The 24,720-nt window shown below is 44.6% G+C and carries 23 protein-coding genes and 1 pseudogene; 7 read left to right on the top strand and 17 right to left on the bottom strand.

Going from position 1 to position 24,720, the window contains the following annotated elements; translation table 11 throughout:
• The first annotated feature begins 1 nt into the window (after position 1).
• Positions 2 to 463, top strand: coding sequence for a YehS family protein (locus I2494_RS11520; RefSeq protein ID WP_218466872.1), 462 nt, complete (start codon positions 2 to 4; stop codon positions 461 to 463).
• Between the two features lie 45 nt (positions 464 to 508).
• Here the strand turns inward: I2494_RS11520 and I2494_RS11515 are convergent, their stop codons facing one another.
• The 4 genes from I2494_RS11515 to I2494_RS11500 all read right to left on the bottom strand — a co-directional run bounded on the left by I2494_RS11515 (position 509) and on the right by I2494_RS11500 (position 5,403).
• Positions 509 to 2,236: a ShlB/FhaC/HecB family hemolysin secretion/activation protein gene (locus I2494_RS11515; RefSeq protein ID WP_218466873.1), complete on the bottom strand. Its 1,728-nt coding sequence runs from the start codon at positions 2,234 to 2,236 to the stop codon at positions 509 to 511.
• A gap of 77 nt (positions 2,237 to 2,313) precedes the next feature.
• A complete protein-coding gene (locus I2494_RS11510) occupies positions 2,314 to 3,618 on the bottom strand; it encodes a collagen-like triple helix repeat-containing protein (RefSeq protein ID WP_218466874.1) in 1,305 nt (434 codons plus the stop codon).
• 456 nt (positions 3,619 to 4,074) lie between these two features.
• Positions 4,075 to 4,662: an undecaprenyl-diphosphate phosphatase gene (gene ybjG, locus I2494_RS11505; RefSeq protein ID WP_218466875.1), complete on the bottom strand. Its 588-nt coding sequence runs from the start codon at positions 4,660 to 4,662 to the stop codon at positions 4,075 to 4,077.
• Positions 4,663 to 4,677: 15 nt separating this feature from the next.
• Positions 4,678 to 5,403: a phosphatase PAP2 family protein gene (locus tag I2494_RS11500; RefSeq protein WP_218466876.1), complete on the bottom strand. Its 726-nt coding sequence runs from the start codon at positions 5,401 to 5,403 to the stop codon at positions 4,678 to 4,680.
• Positions 5,404 to 5,637: 234 nt separating this feature from the next.
• On the opposite strand from I2494_RS11500, the gene panE reads away from it, so the two are divergent.
• Positions 5,638 to 6,567: a 2-dehydropantoate 2-reductase gene (gene panE, locus I2494_RS11495; protein WP_218466877.1), complete on the top strand. Its 930-nt coding sequence runs from the start codon at positions 5,638 to 5,640 to the stop codon at positions 6,565 to 6,567.
• 39 nt (positions 6,568 to 6,606) lie between these two features.
• On the opposite strand, the gene I2494_RS11490 is transcribed toward panE, so the two are convergent.
• From I2494_RS11490 to ulaA, 8 genes are all read right to left on the bottom strand, one after another.
• A complete protein-coding gene (locus I2494_RS11490; RefSeq protein WP_218466878.1) occupies positions 6,607 to 7,047 on the bottom strand; it encodes a type II toxin-antitoxin system HicB family antitoxin in 441 nt (146 codons plus the stop codon).
• An 18-nt stretch (positions 7,048 to 7,065) separates the two neighbouring features.
• Positions 7,066 to 7,248: a type II toxin-antitoxin system HicA family toxin gene (locus I2494_RS11485; protein ID WP_130590345.1), complete on the bottom strand. Its 183-nt coding sequence runs from the start codon at positions 7,246 to 7,248 to the stop codon at positions 7,066 to 7,068.
• 402 nt (positions 7,249 to 7,650) lie between these two features.
• Positions 7,651 to 8,337 (bottom strand): L-ribulose-5-phosphate 4-epimerase, encoded by a 687-nt coding sequence (locus I2494_RS11480; RefSeq protein WP_218466879.1) that lies wholly within the window; start codon positions 8,335 to 8,337, stop codon positions 7,651 to 7,653.
• Positions 8,337 to 9,197, bottom strand: coding sequence for an L-ribulose-5-phosphate 3-epimerase (locus tag I2494_RS11475; protein WP_218466880.1), 861 nt, complete (start codon positions 9,195 to 9,197; stop codon positions 8,337 to 8,339). Before I2494_RS11475 ends, I2494_RS11480 begins: the two co-directional genes overlap by 1 nt.
• Positions 9,198 to 9,206: 9 nt before the next feature.
• The gene (locus I2494_RS11470) at positions 9,207 to 9,863 is read right to left on the bottom strand and encodes a 3-keto-L-gulonate-6-phosphate decarboxylase UlaD (protein WP_218466881.1); all 657 of its coding nucleotides are present in this window, start codon (positions 9,861 to 9,863) and stop codon (positions 9,207 to 9,209) included.
• Between the two features lie 48 nt (positions 9,864 to 9,911).
• Positions 9,912 to 10,370 (bottom strand): PTS ascorbate transporter subunit IIA, encoded by a 459-nt coding sequence (gene ulaC, locus I2494_RS11465; RefSeq protein WP_130590342.1) that lies wholly within the window; start codon positions 10,368 to 10,370, stop codon positions 9,912 to 9,914.
• A 9-nt stretch (positions 10,371 to 10,379) separates the two neighbouring features.
• Positions 10,380 to 10,685 carry a PTS ascorbate transporter subunit IIB gene (gene ulaB, locus I2494_RS11460; protein ID WP_130590341.1) on the bottom strand — a complete coding sequence of 102 codons (306 nt, stop codon included), beginning with the start codon at positions 10,683 to 10,685 and terminating at the stop codon, positions 10,380 to 10,382.
• An 18-nt stretch (positions 10,686 to 10,703) separates the two neighbouring features.
• Positions 10,704 to 12,110, bottom strand: coding sequence for a PTS ascorbate transporter subunit IIC (ulaA, locus tag I2494_RS11455; RefSeq protein WP_218466882.1), 1,407 nt, complete (start codon positions 12,108 to 12,110; stop codon positions 10,704 to 10,706).
• Between the two features lie 431 nt (positions 12,111 to 12,541).
• On the opposite strand from ulaA, the gene ulaG reads away from it, so the two are divergent.
• Together ulaG and ulaR are read left to right on the top strand one after the other, a co-directional pair.
• Positions 12,542 to 13,606, top strand: coding sequence for an L-ascorbate 6-phosphate lactonase (gene ulaG / locus I2494_RS11450; RefSeq protein ID WP_218466883.1), 1,065 nt, complete (start codon positions 12,542 to 12,544; stop codon positions 13,604 to 13,606).
• 112 nt (positions 13,607 to 13,718) lie between these two features.
• A complete protein-coding gene (ulaR, locus tag I2494_RS11445; protein ID WP_228350930.1) occupies positions 13,719 to 14,474 on the top strand; it encodes an HTH-type transcriptional regulator UlaR in 756 nt (251 codons plus the stop codon).
• Between the two features lie 103 nt (positions 14,475 to 14,577).
• On the opposite strand, the pseudogene mgtE reads toward ulaR, so the two are convergent.
• Positions 14,578 to 16,032 (bottom strand): annotated as a pseudogene (mgtE, locus tag I2494_RS11440) (magnesium transporter).
• Between the two features lie 338 nt (positions 16,033 to 16,370).
• Here mgtE and I2494_RS11435 point away from each other — a divergent pair.
• Complete coding sequence (locus I2494_RS11435; RefSeq protein ID WP_218466885.1) at positions 16,371 to 17,528, top strand: 4Fe-4S binding protein; 1,158 nt, start codon at positions 16,371 to 16,373, stop codon at positions 17,526 to 17,528.
• Between the two features lie 57 nt (positions 17,529 to 17,585).
• Here the strand turns inward: I2494_RS11435 and uxaC are convergent, their stop codons facing one another.
• The 4 genes from uxaC to I2494_RS11415 all read right to left on the bottom strand — a co-directional run bounded on the left by uxaC (position 17,586) and on the right by I2494_RS11415 (position 22,457).
• A complete protein-coding gene (uxaC, locus tag I2494_RS11430) occupies positions 17,586 to 18,995 on the bottom strand; it encodes a glucuronate isomerase (RefSeq protein WP_218467026.1) in 1,410 nt (469 codons plus the stop codon).
• A complete protein-coding gene (locus I2494_RS11425; protein WP_218466886.1) occupies positions 18,995 to 20,476 on the bottom strand; it encodes a mannitol dehydrogenase family protein in 1,482 nt (493 codons plus the stop codon). The genes uxaC and I2494_RS11425 overlap by 1 nt, the downstream gene beginning before the upstream one ends.
• 103 nt (positions 20,477 to 20,579) lie before the next feature.
• Entirely contained in the window at positions 20,580 to 21,884 is a 1,305-nt protein-coding gene (locus I2494_RS11420; protein WP_218466887.1) for a TRAP transporter large permease, read from the bottom strand.
• Between the two features lie 78 nt (positions 21,885 to 21,962).
• Positions 21,963 to 22,457, bottom strand: coding sequence for a TRAP transporter small permease (locus tag I2494_RS11415; RefSeq protein ID WP_218466888.1), 495 nt, complete (start codon positions 22,455 to 22,457; stop codon positions 21,963 to 21,965).
• A gap of 322 nt (positions 22,458 to 22,779) precedes the next feature.
• Here I2494_RS11415 and I2494_RS11410 point away from each other — a divergent pair, with 322 nt between their 5' ends.
• Both I2494_RS11410 and I2494_RS11405 read left to right on the top strand, forming a co-directional pair.
• Complete coding sequence (locus I2494_RS11410) at positions 22,780 to 23,754, top strand: TRAP transporter substrate-binding protein (RefSeq protein ID WP_218466889.1); 975 nt, start codon at positions 22,780 to 22,782, stop codon at positions 23,752 to 23,754.
• A 104-nt stretch (positions 23,755 to 23,858) separates the two neighbouring features.
• A complete protein-coding gene (locus tag I2494_RS11405; protein WP_218466890.1) occupies positions 23,859 to 24,611 on the top strand; it encodes an FCD domain-containing protein in 753 nt (250 codons plus the stop codon).
• Positions 24,612 to 24,720: the final 109 nt, after the last annotated feature.

Raw genomic sequence — 24,720 nt, 5'->3', positions numbered from 1 at the left:
AATGATTAATACTTATACCTTACGAAGTGTACGTTACATGCTGGATCTCAGTGATGCTCAGATGGTTCAAATCATTAAACTGGCGGATCTGGAAGTCTCTGTAGCCGACATGGCTTGCTGGTTAAAAAAAGAAGATGAGCCGGACTACAAAGCGTGCGACGATCGGGTTATGGGCCATTTTCTTAACGGCCTGATCTTCTTTAGACGCGGCAAAGATGAAAACTTCCCTGCTCCTGAAATTGAGCCTCGGATAACTAATAACATCGTATTAAAGAAATTGCGTATCGCTTTTGAGCTAAAAGATACTGACCTGCTGGATATTTATAAATCAGTAGATTTCCGCGTATCTAAACCCGAATTAAGCGCAGTGTTCCGCAAACCAGGCCATAAGAATTACCGCGAATGTGGCGATCAACTATTACGCTACTTTCTGAAAGGTCTTACCAAACGCCTGCGTGGCTAATTGAGTTCATTACTAATAATCAGGCCGGGATATCCCGGCCTGATGTTAATTATTAAAGTTATAAGTAAAAGTGGCATTAAAGCGAAAACCACGTTTATCACTGTCGCTGGGAACATCGCCCACTGGTCGCGCACCTTCCAGAGACAGAGAATAGTGCTTACTGTCACCAATAGTGACACCCGCCGCATAGGATGCCAACTTCCGGTCATCTAACGCTCGCTGATTAAAGTAACTTCTGGCAGTATCGACTAATACGTAGGGTTGAACAGTATTAAGCCAACGACTTTCGCGGCTATACATATACCGCATTTCAAGTTGTCCACCATAGCCATAGTCACCACTGGCATCACCATCCGGATATCCCCGACCATAACGTAAACCACCAAAACTGACGCGCTCCGGCTCAGGCAAATCGTTATCTGACCAGTCCCCTTCCAGACTGGCGCTTAATCGCCATTTTTCAGCCAAAAGATAAGCGGCATCGTTATTTAATCGCCAGCGAGTAAAAGCAAGATCGGTATCGGGTAGATCGCTGTTAGCCATTGAACCTTCAATACCCTGGCGTAAATTCAGCCGGGTAGACCAGACGCCCAAAGTATATTCCCGGTAACGCGCTAACGATAAATCCGCAGCCGGATAGCGTAATTTAAATCCTTCTTTTGCTGAGAAAGGATCGCCCAGCAATCGACCATGATAAGAAACGTCATATTGCTTATCCAGATAGTCCAGACCACCACTTAAAGTCCATTGATTCTGTCTGGTTAATAACAAAGGGTAATTAAACTGGATACCGCTGGTATATTGAGTCTCTTCCGTTTTACTTCCAATATCCACATCTAACTGGGGCAATACCAGTACAGGCGTATTATTCTTTGGCTTCTTATTGTAATAACTTCCTTTCAGTTGCACCTGCAAACCATCATCATTCAAATACTGTTGGTAGTTCATACCAACATAGTTCTCTTTATTGTCATTGCTCCCCAAAGGAACCAAAGTGGCAATACCAAGCTGTTCACCATAAGAAGTTAAACCACTCAGGGTGCCGTTAATGACTGCTTTCTGCTGGTCTTTCCGACTATCTACCGTTGAACTCAGATTCCAATAGTGAGGATGGTCTGCTTTAACATCCAGTTGAGTAGCACCATAAATATTATCCGGATTTTTTGCTGATGCGCTGACAGTTGTATCAGGCGTTCGGTTCATTAAAATGCTGTAGCGCTCAAACCACTCTTGTGTCAGCGGTTTTTGCTCCATAATTTTACGCGACAGCCTTTCTAATCGGTGAGCGATAGCCGTGTTATCACTTTGCACACGACTATTAGCAATATAACCTTCTACCAATGCCACACTTAAGGTGCCCTGTTGAAAATTTTTGGATGGCAGATAGGCATAAGAGAGAATATAGCCATCCCGATGGTACTTTTCAGTAATGGCTTGCGTCGCTTCAATCAGTTTTTTCAACGGAATTTTTTTACCAATAAAATCAGCATAGGGTTTGATCAATTCCTCATTGGAATAACGCGTACCACCAATAAATTGCAAGTGTTTAACTTCAATTAATGTTTCCAGCGTCAACCCGCCAGCTGCGGTCTGTTCATCAGAAGAGGGAACTGTGGCCTGTGCACCTCTCTCTCGTGGTGTACCAGGTTTAGCCACTTCACTGGCTAATTTTGCCGGGTTATTAGGGTCAATCAGCGTTGGCAAAACGTCAGCCCACGCGCTGCCTACGCCAGAAGTGAATAAACACAACAAGCCAATTTGTCTTATTTTCATAATCGATTTCTCGTGGCATACCCAGATACTAAAGTGCCCCCACGAATGGGGGCACTAATCATGATGATTAAAAATGATTATTTACCTGACTTATTTTGTGTTCCACCAATGCTGATGCCAGCCCCCGCACCAAGACCTGCTGTAACATTACCGACCAGACTTCCAACCGGATTAGTATTGGTGCCACCAGTAGCATTACCAGAAGTGACACCACCAACCGTATTGGTTACACCACTAACTAAACCACCAACCAGACCACCAACGCTACCTGCACTTCCCGATGAAGAACCTCCGGTAGAACCGGTTGCACCAGATGCTGTGTTAGTCAGAGTATTAACCACACTACCCACGACTCCACCGCCAGATGATGCTGAATCCGAAGTGACCAGGCCGCCAGTGTCTCCGACCGCTTTTCCTGCATTAGCAACGGTATCCCCCAGGCCATTTAACGCTGGTGCAGTATTGCCTACCTGATTTCCCAAATTAGCAACTGCAGTACCAACCTGACCAAGTACTGTATTAACCGGAGCCCCTAATCCTGTGGTATCTCCTACTTTTTGGGTAATATTTTCTGTTGTAACAACCACCGGAGTAACAACGCCGGTTAATGCTGTTGTCACTTTAGCTGTGGTACCCGAAGTTAGATCTTTTGCTAATCCATCACCAACATCAGAAACAACCCCACCAACCTTATTAACTACCCCGCCAGTTGTATCCAGTACACCTGTTTTACCGACAGTACCCAATAGTTTGGTATCGCCTAAAGCTGCAACGGTATCACCTAAACCAGAAACACCATCACCCAATGAGCTCACTGCTTTTGGTACGCCAGCAGCGGTATCACCTAAAGCATTTGGGTTTGAACCCAACTTACCAACGCCGTTCTGAATGCCGCTACCTACATCATTAATGGCATTACCTGCAGAATCCACCAGCGATACGGTACCCTGAACAACAACGCCTCCGGCGTCCGGTAATGTCACGTTACTGACCACATCACCTACACCTTTAACAGTGTCACCAACACCATTCACTGCACCACCCACATCATTCAGTACATTTCCGGTAGTGGTAGAAGCCGTATCAGTTCCACCTCCACCGTTGTTGCCGCCGTTGTTTCCACCATTGTTACCGCCGTTGTTACCGCCGTTATTTCCAGTACCTCCATCTCCAGTGCCTCCGCTGCCACCATCACCACCGTTATTTGCACTACCACCATCATCACCACCAGAACCACTATTATTGTCAACGTTCTGGTTACCCTTATCTTTTAATGCGGAGCTAATCGATCCTCCTCCGCCCCCACTACATGCCGCAAGAGAACAGGCAAGCATAATTGCCAATGCAATGCTGCTCAACCGGCCAATATTTGTCCGTCTCATATGAATAGCCTCTAATTAGAAAACGTCTGATGACGTAATTATAATTTTAGGAGCGGTTTTTAATTATTCCAGAATAGAAAGAATATATTTCTGATAATAACCAGAAGTGGTTAAATAAAATTTTTATATTTTAAATACCACAAACAAAAAATATATCTACAACACATAAATATATAATTAAAATTACTTAATGAAATACATGTTAAATAATTTAACCTTTAAATATCATGATATTAATTAAAAATAACAATATTGATATTATATGTATTTATAATGAATGTTTAGTAAATAAAAAGGTTTAAATAGAATGCTACTTTATTATAAATAGCTATACGAAATGAAGGGTTTAAAATATACAAAGGTATCATTTGTTAATTAAAAAAATATTTACTCTGTTAACAATATTCAATAATTTTCAGGGCCATCATTGACCCTGTTTTAACATTAGCTGGTTAATTAATATTTAACCCAACTTTTCTTGATTGGCAGAATAAAAACTCGATGATATATCTTCTCAGAATTAGACAAAAAAGCCCTTCCCCACAGTGACCAGATCCATTGCGTCAGAAAGCATGAAACTAACGCCACCATAAAAGCACCCGCCATATCCATTGGCCAATGAACACCTAAATAGACCCGAGACCATGCAATACCCAACGCCCACACCATAAACAGCATCCCCATACCCAAACGCCCCCAAAGCAGAAATGCCAGTGCAAACGTAAACGCTCCAGTACCATGGTTACTTGGAAAAGATGGCGTATTACCATGACCCAGTAACTGATAACCAACTCCCTGAATAAACGGGCGAACGTGAGGAAATAGGGTTCCCAGCGTTTTGGCTAATATCACGCCAAATACCAGTGCAATAAGCGTTTTTATCACTAATTCCCGGCGAGGTACCCATAACCATGCAACTAATAAAACAATCGGTATAATATTTATCGCCTGTTTTGCCAAAAACTCAGCTAACTCAATAGCCCAAAGCGGAGAGTCTGGCGTGACATTTATCATCATAAATAATTGATAGTTAAAATTTTCCATAGAATATTCTCTCTATTAATAACGTTGTCTGCGCCATACGATAATTCGTCCCAACAACCAATAGCCTCCTAGCTGGCTTAACCACACCCACCAACCGGCCCAAAGATTATGAGAAAGAAAATGAGCCCCCCTCATAACTTGCCCATATCCCATTACCATCCCAAGAGAAATCCCCAGCAACCAGCAACTCCAGGCCAATTTAGGGCGTTCCGGATAAAACAAAAAGAACAGCGCCATCACAGCAAATCCACAAGATGAATGCCCCCCGGGAAAACATTTTCCCGGCCCGGGGTTTACGCCGACAGGAACTGATTCAAACAGATGAAGGTAATCAGCCTGACCACCAAACTCACTCAGACTCCAGGGGCATGAATGAATACTGGATGCTTTTAAAGCGCCAACCACTGCTGTACCAATACCAAGCAATACCATTGCCGCGACCAAACGAGGATTTTTACGGTATATCCCGCAGAACAGAGCGATAACGGCAGATGTAATAATCGAAAACTTAAGCAGTTTGTGATTAATCAGCTCCAGCCAGACGTTATCTTTCAGGGGAAAAGAGTGCGTTTCAATCTGATACCACTGAGTAGTGATCCAAAAGTCGAGTCGATCATGCCAGGACAGCCCCAAAAAAAGCATGGCCGCGGCTAACAGAAATAAAATCTGACGCCTATAAAAGGAAGAGGATAAAACCTGAATACCCTTACCGGTGACCTGAGTCTGCTTGTTGCCGGCCATTAAATTACCCTGTTGAACATCCAAAGCGATCTTTACCAACATAGCGACAAAGTGTAGAGGGCAATCCTTAGTGAATTATTAAGCGTTAACTGTTTGACCAGAATTCATTATTTATTCGTTCGGATATCTTATGGAAGGTATGTCACGAAATGGTTTTTCGATCTATCCTGAATACCTGACACTCAATTCTCATTTCAAAACATGGTTAATCGTCTATCAAACTGAGGATGTTATATGCGAATTCTTATCGTAGGGGCCGGTGCTGTTGGTGGGTACTTTGGTGGCAAACTGCTCGAATCAGGACAGGATGTAACTTTTTTGGTTCGCCCTGCACGAGCACAGAAGTTAAAACAAAATGGCTTGGTCATTAAGAATCCGGGGAATCAGCTAATTTCACTCCCTTCTCCTCCTCTGGTGACCACTGAGGAAATTGATCATCCTTACGATCTGATACTGCTTAGTTGTAAAGCTTACGATCTGGAGAATGCTATTGATTCATTCTCCCCGGCCGTCGGCCCAAACACAGCTATCCTGCCGTTGCTCAATGGTATGCGTCACATCCAGGTGTTAGAGCAAGCTTTTGGCAGTCAAAAAGTACTGGGTGGATTATGTAACATTGTTTCTACGGTAGAAGCTGATGGCACTATTTATCGCATGACACCGACCCATAACATCATTTTTGGTGAATTGAACGGAGCCAAAAGTGACAGAACCAACCACATCGCTGACATTTTTAAACAGACAGATTTTCAGTCTGAGCATAGCGATAATATTTTACTGGCAATGTGGGAAAAGTGGCTGTTCCTTGCCTCTCTGGCATCCAGTACCTGTCTGATGCGGGCACCCATTGGCGATATTATTGCTTCGCCCGATGGTAAAACATTTATCTTGATGTTGATTGAAGAGATAAGAAGCATAGCGCTGAAAGCTGGCTATGCTCCTGGTGTAGAACGCGCACATCAGATGTTAACCGAACCAGGGTCTAAATTAACCGCATCAATGTATCGTGATTTGCAAAATGGCTCACGTATTGAAGCTGACCATATTGTTGGCGATCTGCTGTTCCGCGCCGAGCAATCCGGTATTGACCCTGATAGCCTGATACGGCTACGAGCAGCTTACACTCACCTGAAGTCTTATGAGTTACAGCGTTCCGCTGTTTAAGCTCATCGGTTAGCCTCCTTCCCGGTAATCCGGGGAGGATTATCCTTCCATCCTTAATAATTCATTTTTTGCCGCAACGGCCAGAAAATGGCTGCGATCGCGGTAATCTTCCTGAGTTTTAACGCGCGAATCAATTCGACGAATTAACACATCAGGTAGAGAAATATTAATCCGCTGTGGCTTTCCCTCTAGCTCAGATAAATCAACTTCAATCACGAACCATTGTTGCCCATCAAATTCAGGGTGTGTATTCTGATAAACTAATGGGCCACGATCGTTAATTTGCTCCAGAGCATAATTTCCTGATTCAATCATATCTGTGATGGTTAGTAAGATGGCTTCCCGAGCCATTCCGGCAACATCTTCTATCTGGTCTGCCGCTGAAAAACATCCATAGTCTTCATTACATAATGCAGGCACCGTCAGCCCATAAGCCGTCTGTTCATCCTGTGGTACTTCAACAGCAATAGAAAATAACATATAGCCCCCTGATAAAACCTAAATTCCAGCCGCTCTTCTGATCGATCGAATCGTTCCCTCAGGCAAATTCTTTTTAGGATGAGGTACTGGAAATGTCTTTTTTGTGATTGGAGACCACCATATCTGATGACTTCCTCCATTATGCCGCCGCCATTCACACCCGGCAGCCCGAAGATCTTTAATCAAATCCGATGATTTCATTTATCACTTCCATTTCAATATACACACTAATACACACCAGCGCAATAACTGTGTGTATCGATGTGTAATAAAATTAAACACTATCGCTACAGCGCAATGCAATCTAATTGAATGTACTGATAAATAAGAAGAAAAAGATAATATGAATGGAATGCACTCTGATTAAAAAAAGATCTGATGATGTAACTTACATTGTCTTTTTAGATATATATCGCAGCAAACAAGCTGAGATATAAATATTGGTACCATCTTGATAATAATTTGGGAGATAAGATCAGCGAAACAAATTACTCAAAACAGTATTGCTTAAAAAAACTGACCGATTTAATGGCGTAATTTATTAAAATCTCCAATTAAATCGGTCAGAAATGTTATTTCACACATTAAAAAACAGATAGCCTGCTATGACTGACCATAGTAAGCATCCGGGCCATGTTTTCTCAGGAAATGTTTATTTAATAAATAGTTATCTACTGGTCGTAGATGAGGATTAATACTGCAGGCTATCCAGGCCATTTTTGCCACTTCTTCCATAACCACCGCATTATGAACGGCCTCATCAGCATTTTTCCCCCAGCTAAAGGGACCATGCTGATAAACAACAATACCCGGCGTATATAAAGGATTAGATTCCTCTACCGTTTCAATAATAACTTTTCCCGTATTAAGCTCGTACTCGCTATTTACTTCATCGGCGGTGAGTGCCCGAGTACATGGAATGTCACCGGAAAAATAGTCCGCGTGTGTTGTACCCAAGGCAGGTATAGCCATTCCCGCCTGTGCCCAAGCCGTTGCATAAGTAGAATGAGTATGAACAATGCCCCCAAGTTGTTGGTAACGACGGTAAAGTTCAAGGTGCGTAGACGTATCAGAAGAGGGCTTATAGTGTCCTTCTACAACCTCCCCATGGAAATTAACCGTCACCATATCCTCAACTTTCATATCTTGATAGGCTACACCACTGGGCTTAATAACCATCAACTGCTGCTCACGATCGATAGCACTGACATTTCCCCAGGTAAAGGTCACCAGACCATAACGCGGCAGATCCATATTTGCTTCATACACTTGCTGTTTTAGCTGTTTCATCAGGCCACCGCCTCCATCAGTAAACCAGCATTTAACATACGCTGTTTAACCCAATCTCGAGCAGCTTTCACCTCTTTCACAGGATCCGCCGCAGCCTCACTCCACATTTCTATTAAGTATGGCCCGCTGTAGCCACTCTCCTTTAACGTCCGAAAACAACGCTCAAAATCAACAACGCCGGTACCAAAAGGAACATTTTTAAACACCCCGGGTAATGTGTCCTTAATATGTACCGCAACAATATGGCCACTCCCTGCTTTCAATTCCATTTGTACATCATTGTCCCAGGCAGATAGATTGCCAATATCCGGATAGAGCTGAAACCATGGATTATTCAAATAATGGGCATATCCCATCGCTTTGCTGATGGAGTTCATCAAGGGATAATCCATAATCTCCATCGCCAGTGTCACCTGAGCACGACTGGCCATATCAACAGCCAGCTTCAAACCATCCCGAAAGCGCTCACGAGTTTCATCATTGGCTTGTTGATAATAAACATCATAACCAGCCAGTTGAATCACTCGAATACCGACATCCTGCGCCAGCCGTATGGCTTTACGCATGATTTCTAATCCTTGATTACGTGTAGCATCGTCTTCAGAACCAAGAGGAAAACGACGGTGCGCACTTAAACACATAGAGGGAACGCGTATTCCCGTCATGGCTATGGCACTAACTAACGACAAACGCTGCTCACAGCTCCAGTCAAGCCGAGCCAGTCGAATATCACTTTCATCTACCGACATTTCAACAAAGTCGAACTCCAGCTCTGCCGCTAACTGAAGGCGGCTTAGCCAATCCTCACCTGCGGGTAATGCTTTTTCATAAATGCCTAAAGGCACGGCTTTTTGCAGCATAGCGTTTCCCTAACCCCAAATCCGGGCAATGGAACATTTAAACTGACGGGCAGCCTCTACCGGATCGGCGGCATCACGAATGCTACGACCGGCAATAAAGACATGAATTGGTATTCCTTTAAACAGAGGTAAATCTTCCAGTGCCAGACCTCCCGTCACCGTCACTTTAAAACCCATATCTGATAACCGTTTAACAGCCTGAATATCTGCCTGCCCCCAGGCTACACCAGCGGCCTGAGCATCACGACTACGGTGGTATACCACTTGCTGAATCCCTGCCTGATGCCACTCCTGTGCCTGCTCCCAAGTCCAATATCCGGTTAATTCAATCTGAACATCGCCATTGAACTCTTTTGCAACTTCCAACGCGCCTTTAGCCGTATTAATATCCGCACAACAAATGACCGTTACCCAATCAGCATTAGCTTCAAAACACATACGAGAGAGGATTTTGCCGGCATCAGCAATTTTGGCATCAGCTAAAACAATTTTATGAGGGTAGAGCGCTTTAAGATCGCGTACCGCACGTACCCCCTCGCCTACACACAGAATGGTTCCCACCTCGATAATATCGACCTCTTCAGCAATCAGGCGGGTTGTCTGGTAGGCATGATCTAATGTCTGGTTATCTAACGCGACCTGTAGCATAGGTAAAGGATGAGTCATATTTTTTCCTTTTAAATCAATGAATTTAATATCATTACTACGGTGAACCTAAGCATTGACTCTGTCTATCAACGCCAGTACCTCTTCAGAAGTTCGGCAAGCCCGTAAATGTTCAAAATTAGCCTCGTCTTCAAACAGATTAACCACCTGCATGATCCCCACTTCCTGATGGGTGTGTGCATCAACAGCCGCTAAGGTGATCAAAATATCAACCGGATCGTTATCTTCATGATGAAAAACCAGCGGTTTTTTCAGCGTTACTAAAGCAAAACCCGTTTTTTTTACGCCTTCCTCAGGTCGCCCGTGAGGCATAGCTAAACCGGGCGCAATAACAAAATAGGGGCCAAAACGCTCGACTCCATCCAGAATGGCCTGATAATAGCGAGGCTCTACAACGTCAGCTTTCACCAGTAAATCAACACCAATCTTTACCGCCTCTTTCCAGTTATTCGCCTCTGCCTGCAGGCAGATAGCATTATTCTCAGCCAGAGAGTCACGCAGCTTCATATTCACTCCCTATTTCATATCCTGTGGGAAATGGGTCTGAATCACTTCCATCAGTTTTGGTCCAAAATCAGCGGCTGACAGCATATTTCGCACGCCGACCACATGCTTATTACCACTCACCGTGATTTCACTGGCTACATGAGTAGAAGCAACAATAATGTCGGCTCCCCCTAGCTCGGCTTTGTATTCACCGACCGCACAGCTATTGACCGAATGATTTACGCCCTGCTGCGTCAAAAACTGATCCACTTTCATTTTCATGATCATCGAGCTACCCTGCCCACAACCACAGACTGCAAGAATACGTACCGTCATAATGAGTTCTCCTATCAGTTAACTGGCAGAATTTAATGAAGATTCTGTTAAACGTTTTTCGGTATCTTCTTCAGCCCGCAGGCTACGACCGGCAAAAAACATGTAAATCAGAGCAATAACAATGACTACCCCCATAAACCACAGGCCCAGCGTTAATCCCTGCATTAGAGGCGGCGCTAAAATAGACCAGTCAGCCATTCCCATCCATGCACTCAGCCCCGTTAACTTAACCGCCCATACGCAGCCAAAAATCTCAATCATGCCCATAACCAGACAGATCTTGAGTGCAGCACGCCATCCACCAAAGTGGTTAGCAAATACGCCAATGGTGGCATTAGAAAAGAACATAGGAATAAAGCCGGGAATAATCATGATGGAAGAGCCTGCTGCTATCAAAATAGCAACTGCAATCAGTTGACCGATGGTTCCCCACAGGAAGCCCCAGACCACTGCATTAGGAGCAAAGCTATAAATTGCAGCACAATCGATGGCCAGTACGGCTCCGGGAATTAAGCGTTGAGAAATTCCATTAAAAGCTTCGGACAGTTCGGCAACAAACATCCGCACGCCCTGCACGATAATAAAGATGGCTACTGCGAACTGAAAACCGGTTTGCAGAATATAGATGCTCCAGTGCACCTTTCCCGCCATTTTTTGCACGGTATCAATGCCAAATGAGCAGAGAATGGCACCGAAGAACAGCGTCATCACAATGGCCGTAGAGACGATATTGTCGTGAAAGATATTCAGCCAGCCCGGAAGTTTCAGATCTTCAACGCTCTCGCCTTTTTTACCCAGATAGGGCGCTATCTTGTAGGCAATCCATGAGGCAAACTGCTGTTGATGGCCGATAGAGAATCCACAGTTATCGGTCACTTCCTGAGTTGGTTTGAACATCATATTAGAGGTAATGCCCCAATACAGAGAGACCAACACAGCGGTACAGAGAATGGTTGTCCACATCGGGTAGCCGAGAATATAGAAAAATACAGCAATCAGCCCCGCCTGCTGAAACATGATATGTCCCGTCAGCATGATGGTACGAATGCCCGTTATCCGACGCAGCAAAACATAGGTAATATTTAGCGCCAGTGCCAACAACACAGCATAACCAACCCAGCTGTAGGCATCCCCCATGCGTTCTATGGTTGCCATCATTGAGGCATAGGTATCCGAAATCGCACCGTTAATACCATAAACCTCGGACATTTTGGCCACTACAGGTTTAAAGGTGCTGGTCAAAATACCTGACCCAGCCTGCAACAGCATAAATCCAATGATGGTTTTAATGGTTCCTTTGATAATCACCGTGGCGCTTTTACGCAACAGCAAATAGCCAAGACAAGTCACAATGCCCAGTAATAACGGGGCATTAGTCATAACCTGATTAAAAAAGATGGTAAAGACGTTATAGAAGGTTTCCATAAAGCACTCCATTCGGCTTTTGGCATACTCGTCGGCCTTTAATATTTCTAAATTAAGGTGTGATATGACGAGCTGTGTTTATAATGCCCGAACACTCTAACAATCAAATTTAATCAAACAAAGATTGAGTTTGATTATTTGTGAATAAGATCGCAACTTAGTTTTAAGTAGCAATCATTTCATTCACCTACATTATCAAAATCAATATTTATCATTACATAACAATCAAATAGACATATCCGCATTATAAAAACAGAGAGATACGAAAAATAAAGCAGACTCAACCAAGATAAAATACATAGAAAAACAGAGTTCCCATTCTCATTATTTAATGATAAATTCCTCACAATTAATCTTAATAAATCTTTTTGTGATTATTTTTGATTATAAAAGAAATCAACGTACATCAAACATTGTTGGGAGTTATCGCTATGAGTAAGATTGCAAGCATCACTCGTGAATCCTGGGTTTTGAATACCTTTCCGGAATGGGGAACCTGGCTGAATGAAGAAATTGAACAAGAGATTGTCACCCCCGGCACCTTTGCTATGTGGTGGCTGGGCTGTACAGGTATCTGGTTGAAATCTGAGGGAGGGGCGAATGTCTGCGTCGATTTTTGGTGCGGTACCGGCAAGCAAAACCATAGTAGCCCGCTGATGAAAACAGGCCATCAAATGCAACGAATGGCGGGAGTAAAAAAACTACAGCCAAACCTGCGTACCACACCATTTGTACTCGACCCCTTCGCTATTCGTGATATTGATGCCGTTTTATCTACTCATGACCACAATGACCATATTGACGTCAACGTTGCAGCCGCCGTGATGCAAAACTGTGATAGCTCAGTTCCATTTATCGGGCCACAAACCTGCGTTGATATTTGGGTGGGATGGGGAGTACCACGCGAACGCTGCATCGTAGTAAAACCAGGAGATATTATAAAGATAAAAGATACTGAGATTCATGCGCTTGACGCGTTTGACAGAACCGCACTGATCACCCTTCCGGCAGATGAAAAAGCCGCTGGCGTACTGCCCGATGGTATGGATAAACGAGCCGTTAATTATCTGTTTAAAACACCAGGAGGCAACTTGTATCACAGTGGTGATTCCCACTATTCAAACTATTACGCCAAACACGGTAATGACCATCAGATCGATGTTGCTCTGGGGTCTTATGGTGAAAATCCTCGGGGCATAACCGATAAAATGACCAGTGCTGATATCCTACGCATGGCTGAATCGCTAAACACTAAAGTGGTTATCCCCTTCCATCATGATATCTGGTCAAACTTTCAGGCCGACCCTCAGGAAATTCGCGTACTGTGGGATATGAAAAAGGATCGATTGAAATATGGGTTTAAACCTTATATCTGGCAGGTCGGTGGCAAATTTATCTGGCCACAGGATAAGGACGATTTTGAATATCACTATCCACGCGGCTTTGATGATTGTTTTACTATAGAGCCTGATTTGCCCTTTAAATCATTTCTGTAATAGCTTTGCTTTTGGTAGCCGGGTATTGCCCGGCTTTCATCCTGTTGGCGATAGGATAAAATATTTTTTTCAAATATAATCATCAAATCGTCATCAGCTATCTGGATTTTTCATGACAGAATCACAACGACATCAGATTTTACTGGAAATGCTGCAACAGTCAGGCTTTGTTACCGTAGAACAAGTCATCGAACGTTTAGGCATATCTCCAGCTACCGCACGCCGGGATATCAATAAACTGGGTGATGGTGGCAAATTGAAGAAAGTGCGTAATGGCGCAGAAGTTATCAGCCAAAATCGCGTGGCCTGGACGCCAATGAATATTCATCAGGCACAAAACCATGAAGAAAAAGTTCGTATTGCCAAAGCCGCTTCCCGCTTAGTTCAGCCAGGAGAGAGTGTGGTGATTAATTGCGGTTCTACCGCCTTTTTACTGGGGCGTGAAATTTGCGGTAAGGATGCACAAATCATCACTAATTACCTGCCGCTGGCAAACTTTTTGATCGAGCAAGAGCACGATAGCGTAGTCATCATGGGTGGCCAATACAATAAAAGTCAGGCTATTACACTTGCCCCTCAGGATGGTGATGCTTCACTGTATGCTGGCCACTGGATGTTTACCAGCGGTAAAGGGTTAACGGCAGAAGGTCTGTACAAAACAGATATGTTAACCGCTATGGCGGAACAAAAAATGCTGAACTATGTCGGTAAATTAGTGGTGCTGGTAGACAGCAGCAAAGTCGGCCAACGGGCAGGAATGTTGTTTAGCCGGGCGGAACAAATCGATATAGTGATTACCGGTAAAGAAGCTAACCATGAAGTGATTGAGCAGCTTAAAGCTCAGGGTGTTCAAGTCATATTGGTATAAAAATCGATAGCTTCCGGCCAGACAAATCTATGGTATCTACAGATTGCGTTTACGGCCGGAATACAACTTATCGCAGATGTCAGTCATGTCTTTCTGTATGTGGTCAAACTAAAAATAGCGTCGCCAGCCCAAGAAAAATAAAAAATCCACCGGTATCAGTAATGGCAGTAATCATCACACTGGAACCAATTGCCGGATCTTTCCCCAATCGGTTCATAGTGATTGGAATAGTTACTCCCATTAGCGCCGCCAGCAGCAGGTTTAATAACATCGCCAGCGTCATGACTCCCCCCATTAACGGGTTACCGTATAACAGCCAGGTAATTCCACCCATTACGCCGCCCCAGACCAGTCCGTTAATCACCGCCACACCCAGCTCACGCAACAGCATAAATGGCATGTCTTCAGAACGAATATGGTGTAAGGCCAATGCCCGTACAATCATGGTAATCGTCTGATTACCCGTGTTACCGCCTATACCAGCAACAATTGGCATTAACGTCGCCAGCGCCACCAGCTCGGATATAGTTCCTTCAAACAGCCCGATAACCCGTGATGCAATAAAAGCAGTACAGAGGTTAATCGCTAACCAGGCTGAACGCTGGCGAACCGACGTCAGAATGGGGGCAAAGATATCCTCTTTCTCACTTAAGCCCCCCATACGACGCAAATCATTATCACTTTCTTCAATCACCACGTTAACCACATCTTCGACGGTTAAACGCCCAATTAATTTGTTTTGATGATTCACTACGGCGGCGCTAATCAGGTTATAACGTTCGAAAGCACCGGCAGCCTCTTCAGCATTATCGTCAGGCAAAAAAGTAAGGGGATCAGTATGCATCAGAGCGGACACTCTGGTTTCCGGCGTATGTAATAAAATATCGGTAATCAGTAACTCACCCATCAGGCGATTTTCTCTATCGATAACAAACAGTTTATCGGTAGAGTCGGCGATGGTTTTACGCTTTTGCAAAAAGCGCAGTACTGTTGCCAGTGAAATATCATCACGAATGGCTATCAGTTCAAAATCCATCAGGGCACCGACTTTATCTCTGCCCAGATGAATCACTTCACTGATTCTTGCTCGCTAATGAGCATCCAGAGATGCCAATAATTGCTCAACCAGATCGCGCGGAAGATGACCAGCCAGATAGGCTTGCTCATTCAAATCCAGATGCTGCAATGCCGACAGCAACTGGCGATCGCTCATATCTTCAATCAGGCTATCCCAAACGGCATCCGATGCTTCAATCAGCGTTTTACCGCGTTTTTTATCACCCAGCAAAGACCAAATGGCCTGACGCTTGCTCTTTGGCAACGATTCGAGTAAATCGGCAAGGTCAGCGGCATGTAGCTTATTAACCAGGTGTTGAAGCTCATGCACGCCTTTCATCAGTGATGGATCGGACAAACTGGAGGACTGTTTACCGTAATCAATTGCCGCCACCAGCAAATGATCCGACAATAACTGCATAATTCGCTGGCGATTATGTTCCAGTTTTGAACCGGTCATTTTTTCATTATGTACTTGGTTATTGATTTCATTCTGCATCATAAAAATGGTGACTCTGTCGCTGTAAATTCATCGCCCGGCGCCTTGTTACTCAGTCATTGTTATCAGGCCAGGAGGTCAATAGTGCATTACCATAACGCTTTTCAATATAAATAGTAGTGAATGATTAGGATTAATCCGATTGAAAAGTCAGATTAATTTTTCTCAGCACCAAAACATAGCAAGTTCGACTACCCAAAAAGAGGTGAATTGAAGCTTAATACTGGCAAACCCGATCTATCTCAATAAACATGCATTTATCATGCAATATTCTTGCCTGTACCTCGTTTCGTTTTGATTAACCGGATGCATGTATCCATTGCTGCTTGTGCCAGGTGATTATGAAAAATCTTCCCCAACACCAGTCAGAATCTGATGCTCATTTTCTATGCTCTACCGATGATATAGAGCAAGTCGCTTCGCGTTCCCGTAAAAGGCTGGTTCGCCGTCCGGGTACCATCGCGGGTAAGCTCCCCTGGAATGATGTCCGTAATGGAAAGCTGTGGCGACATGGCACACAGTTTGTTGTGGTGCTGATTAATCTCTATATCTGTAGCACTTTCTACTTTTGGGTAAGATTTTACGAAACCGGCGGCACCACAACCTATGTCTCCCGTCCGGCAGGAATTGAAGGCTGGTTACCCATTGCTGGATTAATGAACCTGAAATATACACTGGAAACCTGGAATATCCCCCCAATTCATGCGGCATCCATGCTGTTATTGCTGGCCTTCTTATTGATGGCGCTACTGCTTAAAAAATCCTTTTGCTCATGGTTATGTCCAGTGGGGACACTATCTGAAATGTTAGGTGGATTGGGAAAAAAGCTGTTTGGTCAAACATACTTTCCCCCACGCTGGCTGGATATCCCTTTGCGCAGCCTGAAGTATTTATTATTGGGTTTTTTCCTGTATCTGGTCGTTCCAATGCCGGTAAGCGCTATTCAGGCATTTCTGATGTCCCCCTATGGCCTAATTGCTGATGTAAAAATGTTGAATTTTTTCCGTTTTATTGGGGAAACCACGTTAATTTCAGTCATTGTGCTGGTATTTGGTAGCCTGTTTATTCAAAATCTGTGGTGCCGTTATCTCTGTCCATACGGGGCATTACTGGGGCTATTTTCACTATTTTCACCGTTTAAAATTCGCCGTAATCCGGATAGCTGTATTGACTGTGGTAAATGTGCCAAAGCTTGCCCTTCTCGTATTCCCGTTGATCGTCTAATTCAAGTTCGCACCGTAGAATGTACTGCCTGTATGAGCTGCGTCGAATCCTGCCCGGCAAAAGACACATTAGTATTTTCAATCGCTAAACCAACGGGAGCTCCGGGTCAAACTCGCACCAGAGGAATTTCCGGCATGGTGATGGCATTACTATTAACTCTTATTCTGGGAGGAACCATTGGCTATGCTAAATATACAGGCCATTGGGAGACTAACCTGCCAGAACAGTTTTACTATCGTTTAATTCCCGGTAGCCAGATGCTGAGCCATCCTTGATAAATATAGCCCGCCAATCGGCGGGCTATATTTATTATTCGTAAAGAAATAATCCGTTTACTTCAGCTGAAAATAACGCTCGGCATTTCCGTAACAGATATCTTCAATCATACTTCCCACCAGTTGATAATCATGTGGAATTTCGCCGTTATGCATCCAGCCACCGACCATATCGCACAAAATACGACGGAAATATTCGTGACGGGTATAAGAAAGGAAACTTCTTGAATCGGTCAGCATACCGACAAACTGGCTCAATAAGCCCAGCTGTGACAACTGCATCATCTGGCGCTGCATGCCATCTTTCTGATCGTTAAACCACCAGCCAGAACCAAACTGTACTTTTCCGGCAATACCACCGCCCTGAAAATTACCACACATGGTGGCCAATACTTCGTTATCTGATGGATTCAGACAATAAAGAATAGTTTTCGGCAGGTTGTCATCTTTATCCAGCTCATTAAGTAAACGGGACAGTGATTCAGCAACCGGACGGTCGCCAATAGAATCAAACCCGGCATCCACGCCTAATCTGGCGAACATGCGCTGGCTATTATTACGTAACGCACCGATATGCAATTGCATCACCCAACCACGCTGATGATATTGACGACCTAACCATACCTGAACTGCCGTACTGAATTGTGCAATCTCTAATTCGCTTAGCGTCTCGCCCGATAAGCGCTGGCGCAAAATACGATCCAGTTCGGCGACAGCCGGTATTTCAGCAAACCTTACTATCTCCACACCATGATCGGCAGCAACACAGCCATGAGCAGCAAAATGGTCCAGGCGTTTTTCCAGTGCTTTCAGCAAATCAGTGAAACCATGAATACTGATATCAGCAGCCTTCTCTAACAGCGGAAGGTAATCAGTAAATCCGGGCAAATCAATTTTGAAAGCGCGATCCGGCCGCCAGCTTGGGCAGACCCGTATACCAAAAGTGTCATCAGCCGCAATACCACGATGGTACTCAAGAGAATCAACCGGATCATCAGTGGTACCTACCATTTTTACCTTCATCTGCTGCATAATTCCACGAGCAGAAAACTGAGGTTGTGCCAGTAATGCATTTGCCTGATTCCAGATTTGCTCTGCGGTATCAGAACTCAGGCAAATATTGCTGATGCCAAACGGGCGTTTCAGTTCCAGATGAGTCCAGTGGTAAATTGGGTTTCCTAAAGTTTTAGGCACCACCGAAGCCCAGGCCAGATACTTCTCATAGTCGCTGGCATCTCCGGTAATAAGCCGCTCATCAATACCCGCCGTTCTCAGCACCCGCCACTTGTAATGATCTCCCGCCAGCCAGATTTCAGACAAATTGCCAAACCGACGGTTTTGCATAATATCTTTCGGCGGCAGATGGCAGTGATAATCAAAGATAGGTTGAGGTGCAGCATAATCAAAATAGAGGCGCTGAGCTGCATCGGTGGATAATAAAAAATCATCCGCTAAAAAGTCTTTCATCATTGAATACTCCCCTGACTAACCAACTGATGCACCGTATTTTTAGCCCCTTGTACCATCAGAACCAGATAGCTGCGGGTCACCGCTTCGACAAAGCGAGGTTCTTGCGGCAATGCTGCACCAAACACCTCTTCCACTGCCAATAAACCCTGCACTCTTTCAATGCCATCTTTAGTTGAAGCGCAGACTAGTTTAAGACGCTCTGCCATTGGGTCACGAACATCGATAACAGTACCTGCATCATCCATTCCACCAACGTAACGCATCCATCCGGCAATCCCCAGCGCCAGACAATCGAAACTGCTATTGTGCGCCAGATGCCAGCGTACAGAATCTAACATTCGTTGCGGTAACTTTTGGGTACCATCCATCGCAATTTGCCAGGTACGGTGTTTCAACGAAGGATTACTGTAACGCTCAATCAGACGGTCAGCATAACTCGCTAAATCAACATTCTTCAGGCTCAGAGTTGGTGCCTGCTCTTGCAGCATCAATCGGTGGGCGGCAGTACGATAAGCGCTGTCGGTCATACAGTCGTTAATGTGCTGATATCCCGCCAGATAACCTAAATAGGCCAGGAAGGAGTGACTGCCGTTTAGCATTCTCAACTTCATTTCTTCATAAGGCAGTACATTGTCCACCAGTTCCGCGCCAATGGTTTCCCACTGAGGACGACCGGCAATAAAGTTATCCTCCACAACCCACTGGATAAAAGGTTCACAGGCAATACCGCATGGGTCGCTTACCCCTAGCGCTTGTTCTATTTCTGCCAAAGTTTCATCTGTGATAGCGGGAACGATTCGATCCACCATGGTGCTGGGGAAAGGCACATTCTGGTTTATCCAATCTGCCAGCTCAGCATTGCTGGCTTTGGCTAATCCAATGACCGCTTGTTTAACGATATGTCCATTCTCCGGGATGTTATCGCAAGACAGCACGGTGAAAGGCACCAGCCCGCGCTCGCGGCGACGGCGTAAAGCCTCAACAATCACCCCAATAGCGGATTTCGGTTGCTGTGGTTGTAGCAAATCGGCCTTAATTAATGCGTTACTAACATCTAAACCACCACCACCGGGCAATACACAATAACCTTTCTCAGTGATAGTCATAGACACGATGGCCACCTGTGGTTCAGCCATTTTCTCAATAACGCTTTCCATGCCATCCAGCTCAGAGTGCAGGGATTCAGTCACTGAACCAATAATCAATGCCTGATTACTTTCGGCCCCTTTTTCCAACACGCTATACAGATGATTCTGCTGGCGAAGTGTTTCAATTAATACTTCTCCCCCAAACAGATTCACTTCACAAATCCCCCAGTCACCACCAGATTGCTGTAATACCCGGTTGGTTAGTAACGCCTGATGAGCGCGATGAAATGCACCAAATCCTAAATGTACAATGCGACTTTTTAGCTGATGGCGGTCGTACGTAGGCCGCTGAACTGAAGCAGGTAACTGGCTGTTTTCGATGGTTTTCATGTTACATCCCATAATTTTTCGAATGACGAATGGCGCAGAAACGGCGGTCACCCTGTTACCGGAAGCCGCCGTATCTTATTTACTTCAGGTTAAATGTCGATAATTAACCGCCATATCCCAGAATAGTTCTTGGTAAATACAGGCTGATCTCCGGAATATAGGTCACCATCATCAGCGTAAATAACAGCATGGCGAAAAACGGCAGTAAAGGTTTCAGTACTTTATCAATAGGCACATCACCCACACTACAGCCGACAAACAGAGCACTGCCTACCGGTGGGGTACAGATACCAATACACAGGTTAAAGGTCATGATGATGCCAAAGTGCACCGGGTCAATACCCATCTGGTTAGCCAATGGCAGGAAGATTGGAGTAAAAATTAGTAATGCCGGCGTCATATCCATGAAGACACCGATAATTAGCAAGATAACGTTAATAATCAGCAGAATAATGATCGGGTTTTCTGATACCGAATTCAATCCATCACTGATCATATAAGGGATATCGGCATTTGCCATCGCCCATGACATGCCCATCGACGTACCGATAAGCAGCAGTACGATAGAGGTGGTTACCGCGGAATCAAGAATCACTTTCGGTAAATCCCTCAGTTTCATTTCACCATAAATCATTGATAAACCTATGGTATACACCACTGCCACTGCGGAAGCTTCTGTCGCAGTGAAAATTCCGGCAATAATTCCTCCCATGATCACGACAATCAGAGCCAGAGAAGGTAATGCATCTAACGTACGATAGAAAGCCTCTGAACAAGTGGCCTTTTCCGGACGACCGTATCCTTTGCGCTTGGCAATGATTCCCGCAACAACCATCAAACCAAAGCCCATCAAAATACCCGGTAAATAACCGGCTAAAAACAGAGCAGAGATAGATGTACCACCAGAAATCAGGGAATAAACAATCAGCGTATTAGACGGTGGGATCAGCAGACCTGTGGGGCAAGAGGTAATATTCACCGCCGCAGAGAACGCCGGATCGTAGCCCTCTTTTTTCTGCATCGGAGACATTACGCCCCCGACTGCCGCTGCTGATGCTACCGCAGAGCCGGACAGCGCACCAAACATCATGTTGGCTAATACGTTGCAGTGAGCTAACGGGCCGGGCAGCCGCCCGCCCAACACTTTGGCAAAGTTAATCAGCCGTAGCGCAATTCCGCCCCGGTTCATGATATTCCCCGCCAGAATAAAGAACGGAATGGCTAACAAAGCAAAACTATCCAATCCGGTTGCCATTTTTTGAGCAATAACAGCAATTGCCGGATCAAAAGGCAGCGACAACATAATGGTTGCCAGAGAAGCCAGACCAATAGAGAAAGAGATTGGAACACCAATGATTAACAGGAAAGCAAAAACGCCAAACAGCGTCAAAATAATATCCCATTCCATGATTAAGTTACCTTTTTCAATATTTAGTTATTAAACCTGTGAGCTATCCTGCTTCAGGTTACTAATGGAAAAGCACTATTACCCTGCAGTATTGACAGAGGAATGCGGCGTAAACTTGTTCAGTAAATCGACCAGTGAATAAAAAATAATGGCGATACCACTGAAAGGAATGGCGAAATAGATATATCCCATAGGAATACCTAAAGCCGGAGAGAGCTGCTGAGTGCTGAGGGTTTTCTGAACTAACCCCAGGCCGCCGTAAACCATAACCAGCCCGGCAAACAGTAGCGTCATTAAAATTATGACCACTTCGGAAACCAACTTGCGTGTGCCGGTTAATTTTTGCGTTAACAAATCGATAGCCAGATGGCGTTTGAGACTGACTGCATAAGCAGCCCCGACCAGGCCAACCCACATAAACATAAAGCGGGCAATCTCATCCGTTGCTACGCTGGGGGTGCCCAGGCAATAACGAGAAAAAACCTGCCATAAAACGCAAAGTACAAGAACGCTGGAAATAAGGATCACCGCCCACGCAAGAAATTGGTCAACCACTTCCTTAAGTGTATTCATCAAGTTTGACTCCCTACTGGTATTGCTGATTTAGCAGGACTAACAAATTCATTCTATTTATTTAGCCACAACCACATGATTTAAATATAAATAACCTTATCGAGCCTAAATTTCACACAAAATTAGTCCGTGTTATAAGACATTTTTTCTGTTTCCCGATCAATCAATTCAGGCGACCTTATTGCAATTTTGAGATATTGGTCAACCAATTCACATTGTTATTGCATTTTATTTTGACTTTTTACCCCAAAGTGGTCAGCCTGCTGAACGTACCCTGCTATATCCACTCTAAAAAATACAACAACGACAGAAGGAGAGTTACATGTCATTAAAGAAGGGCTTGTTGCCTCTGATTATTGGCTCCGTCATGCTGGTAGCAGCACCTGCCTATGCAGCAGTTACCATGAAACTCAGCCATAACCATAACCGCAACCATCCGGTACAAAAAGCCATGGAACACATGGCCAACCGGGCGAAAGAACTGTCTGATGGAAATCTGGTTATTCGTATTTATCCGGATGCGCAATTGGGCGACCAAAGAGAATCGCTTGAGTTGGTACAAAATGGCGCGCTGGCAATGGCAAAATCCAATGCCGCCGAGCTGGAGGCTTTCTCCAAAAACTATGGCGCATTTAACATGCCTTATCTGTTTACTGACCGTGAACACTATTACCGCGCCATGTTAAGTGAATCAGGTAAATCTATTCTGCAATCTTCCCGACCGAATGGTTTTATTGGTTTGACCTACTATGATGCCGGCTCTCGTAGCTTCTACGCCAAAAAAGCGATTAACTCACCGGACGACCTGAAAGGATTAAAAGTCCGCGTTCAGCCAAGCCCAAGCGCCGTTGAAATGATCAAACTGTTAGGAGGTAACCCTACCCCTCTGGCATATGGTGAGTTATATACCGCATTACAACAGGGTGTCGTTGATGCCGCAGAAAACAACCTGACTGCATTAACGTTGAACCGTCATGGTGAAGTGACCAAGTTTTACAGCGTTGATGAACACACCTCGATTCCTGACGTACTGGTAATTTCAGCTAAGGTCTGGGATGGTCTGTCAGAAAAAGACCAAAAAGCCTTACAGCAAGCGGCTGATGAATCCATGATGTTTATGAAAGATTTATGGGCTAAATCTGATGCAGAAGAGAAAGTAAAAGCCGAGAAGATGGGCGTTCAGTTTATCTACCCCAAAAAAGCCAGCTTCCAACAGGCTGTTCAACCAATGTATGACGGATTACAAAAGAGCAATCCTGAAGTTTATCAACTGGTTGATTCTATGAAAAAACTTTAATGGAACGAATCGCATAATTGGTCAACCAGTTAATTGATCTTGTGTTGGATATTGCTACAATTAGCCTGATACCTTCCAAGACCATATAACGCTAAGGATATAACATGTCAGGTGCTAAACGCTCCTATCAAGAAATTGGTAAAGCGCTAAAAGCCATGTTGAGCTCAGGTAATTTTCCTGTGGGTTCACGACTACCGCCAGAAAGGGATATCGCAGCCCAGTTTAGCGTTAGCCGGGCGGTAATACGTGAAGCATTAATCATGCTTGAATTAGAAAACCTGGTTGATGTACGTAAAGGCTCCGGGGTTTATGTGATAAACCTGCCTGATAATGTTAAGCAAGCGCCACAACAGAACAGTGACGATATCGGCCCTTTTGAAATGCTACAGGCGCGGCAACTGCTGGAAAGCAATATTGCCGCCTTTGCCGCTACTCAACTGGTTAAATCAGATATTGCCGAACTGCGGCAGGCGCTCGAGCAGGAGCGTTCCGCACTGGAAAGCGGGCAAACCAATTATGACGGTGATGAGCTGTTCCATACCCTGATCGCTAAGGCTACCCAAAACTCGCTGCTGGAAGATATGGTACAAGACCTGTGGCGCCGTCGCAGAGACAGCGCCATGTGGCAAAAGCTGCATACCCATATCTCTAATCAGGACTATCGGCGAGCCTGGCTTAGCGATCACAACAAGATCTTGCAGGCATTACAACGCAGAGATCCTCAAGGTGCCCGTCAGGCAATGTGGCAGCACCTGGAGAATGTGAAACAAAAGTTGATGGAACTTTCTGATTCAGATGACCCTTCTTTTGATGGTTATCTTTTTGAATCAGTTCCCGTTGAAAATCAGGAACTCTGATCTCTCGGGAAAAGCCAATAACCGCCATGGCAAGCTCCTCTGCCATGGCCAGATAAGCGACATATAGCGCAACGCTGATGAGTCGATAAATATAATTTTATGTTTATAC

This window comes from Limnobaculum allomyrinae, assembly GCF_016649425.1.
Classification (GTDB): Bacteria; Pseudomonadota; Gammaproteobacteria; order Enterobacterales; family Enterobacteriaceae; genus Limnobaculum; species Limnobaculum allomyrinae.
The sequence above is the reverse complement of the archived record's forward strand: the minus strand, read 5'-3'. Positions and strand labels throughout refer to the sequence as shown.

Coding starts and splice junctions, on each gene's coding strand:
- I2494_RS11520 (WP_218466872.1), top strand. CDS start 2: ATGATTAATACTTATACCTTACGAAGTGTACGTTACATGCTGGATCTC.
- I2494_RS11515 (WP_218466873.1), bottom strand. CDS start 2,236: ATGAAAATAAGACAAATTGGCTTGTTGTGTTTATTCACTTCTGGCGTA.
- I2494_RS11510 (WP_218466874.1), bottom strand. CDS start 3,618: ATGAGACGGACAAATATTGGCCGGTTGAGCAGCATTGCATTGGCAATT.
- ybjG (WP_218466875.1), bottom strand. CDS start 4,662: ATGGAAAATTTTAACTATCAATTATTTATGATGATAAATGTCACGCCA.
- I2494_RS11500 (WP_218466876.1), bottom strand. CDS start 5,403: ATGGCCGGCAACAAGCAGACTCAGGTCACCGGTAAGGGTATTCAGGTT.
- panE (WP_218466877.1), top strand. CDS start 5,638: ATGCGAATTCTTATCGTAGGGGCCGGTGCTGTTGGTGGGTACTTTGGT.
- I2494_RS11490 (WP_218466878.1), bottom strand. CDS start 7,047: ATGTTATTTTCTATTGCTGTTGAAGTACCACAGGATGAACAGACGGCT.
- I2494_RS11485 (WP_130590345.1), bottom strand. CDS start 7,248: ATGAAATCATCGGATTTGATTAAAGATCTTCGGGCTGCCGGGTGTGAA.
- I2494_RS11480 (WP_218466879.1), bottom strand. CDS start 8,337: ATGAAACAGCTAAAACAGCAAGTGTATGAAGCAAATATGGATCTGCCG.
- I2494_RS11475 (WP_218466880.1), bottom strand. CDS start 9,197: ATGCTGCAAAAAGCCGTGCCTTTAGGCATTTATGAAAAAGCATTACCC.
- I2494_RS11470 (WP_218466881.1), bottom strand. CDS start 9,863: ATGACTCATCCTTTACCTATGCTACAGGTCGCGTTAGATAACCAGACA.
- ulaC (WP_130590342.1), bottom strand. CDS start 10,370: ATGAAGCTGCGTGACTCTCTGGCTGAGAATAATGCTATCTGCCTGCAG.
- ulaB (WP_130590341.1), bottom strand. CDS start 10,685: ATGACGGTACGTATTCTTGCAGTCTGTGGTTGTGGGCAGGGTAGCTCG.
- ulaA (WP_218466882.1), bottom strand. CDS start 12,110: ATGGAAACCTTCTATAACGTCTTTACCATCTTTTTTAATCAGGTTATG.
- ulaG (WP_218466883.1), top strand. CDS start 12,542: ATGAGTAAGATTGCAAGCATCACTCGTGAATCCTGGGTTTTGAATACC.
- ulaR (WP_228350930.1), top strand. CDS start 13,719: ATGACAGAATCACAACGACATCAGATTTTACTGGAAATGCTGCAACAG.
- I2494_RS11435 (WP_218466885.1), top strand. CDS start 16,371: ATGAAAAATCTTCCCCAACACCAGTCAGAATCTGATGCTCATTTTCTA.
- uxaC (WP_218467026.1), bottom strand. CDS start 18,995: ATGAAAGACTTTTTAGCGGATGATTTTTTATTATCCACCGATGCAGCT.
- I2494_RS11425 (WP_218466886.1), bottom strand. CDS start 20,476: ATGAAAACCATCGAAAACAGCCAGTTACCTGCTTCAGTTCAGCGGCCT.
- I2494_RS11420 (WP_218466887.1), bottom strand. CDS start 21,884: ATGGAATGGGATATTATTTTGACGCTGTTTGGCGTTTTTGCTTTCCTG.
- I2494_RS11415 (WP_218466888.1), bottom strand. CDS start 22,457: ATGAATACACTTAAGGAAGTGGTTGACCAATTTCTTGCGTGGGCGGTG.
- I2494_RS11410 (WP_218466889.1), top strand. CDS start 22,780: ATGTCATTAAAGAAGGGCTTGTTGCCTCTGATTATTGGCTCCGTCATG.
- I2494_RS11405 (WP_218466890.1), top strand. CDS start 23,859: ATGTCAGGTGCTAAACGCTCCTATCAAGAAATTGGTAAAGCGCTAAAA.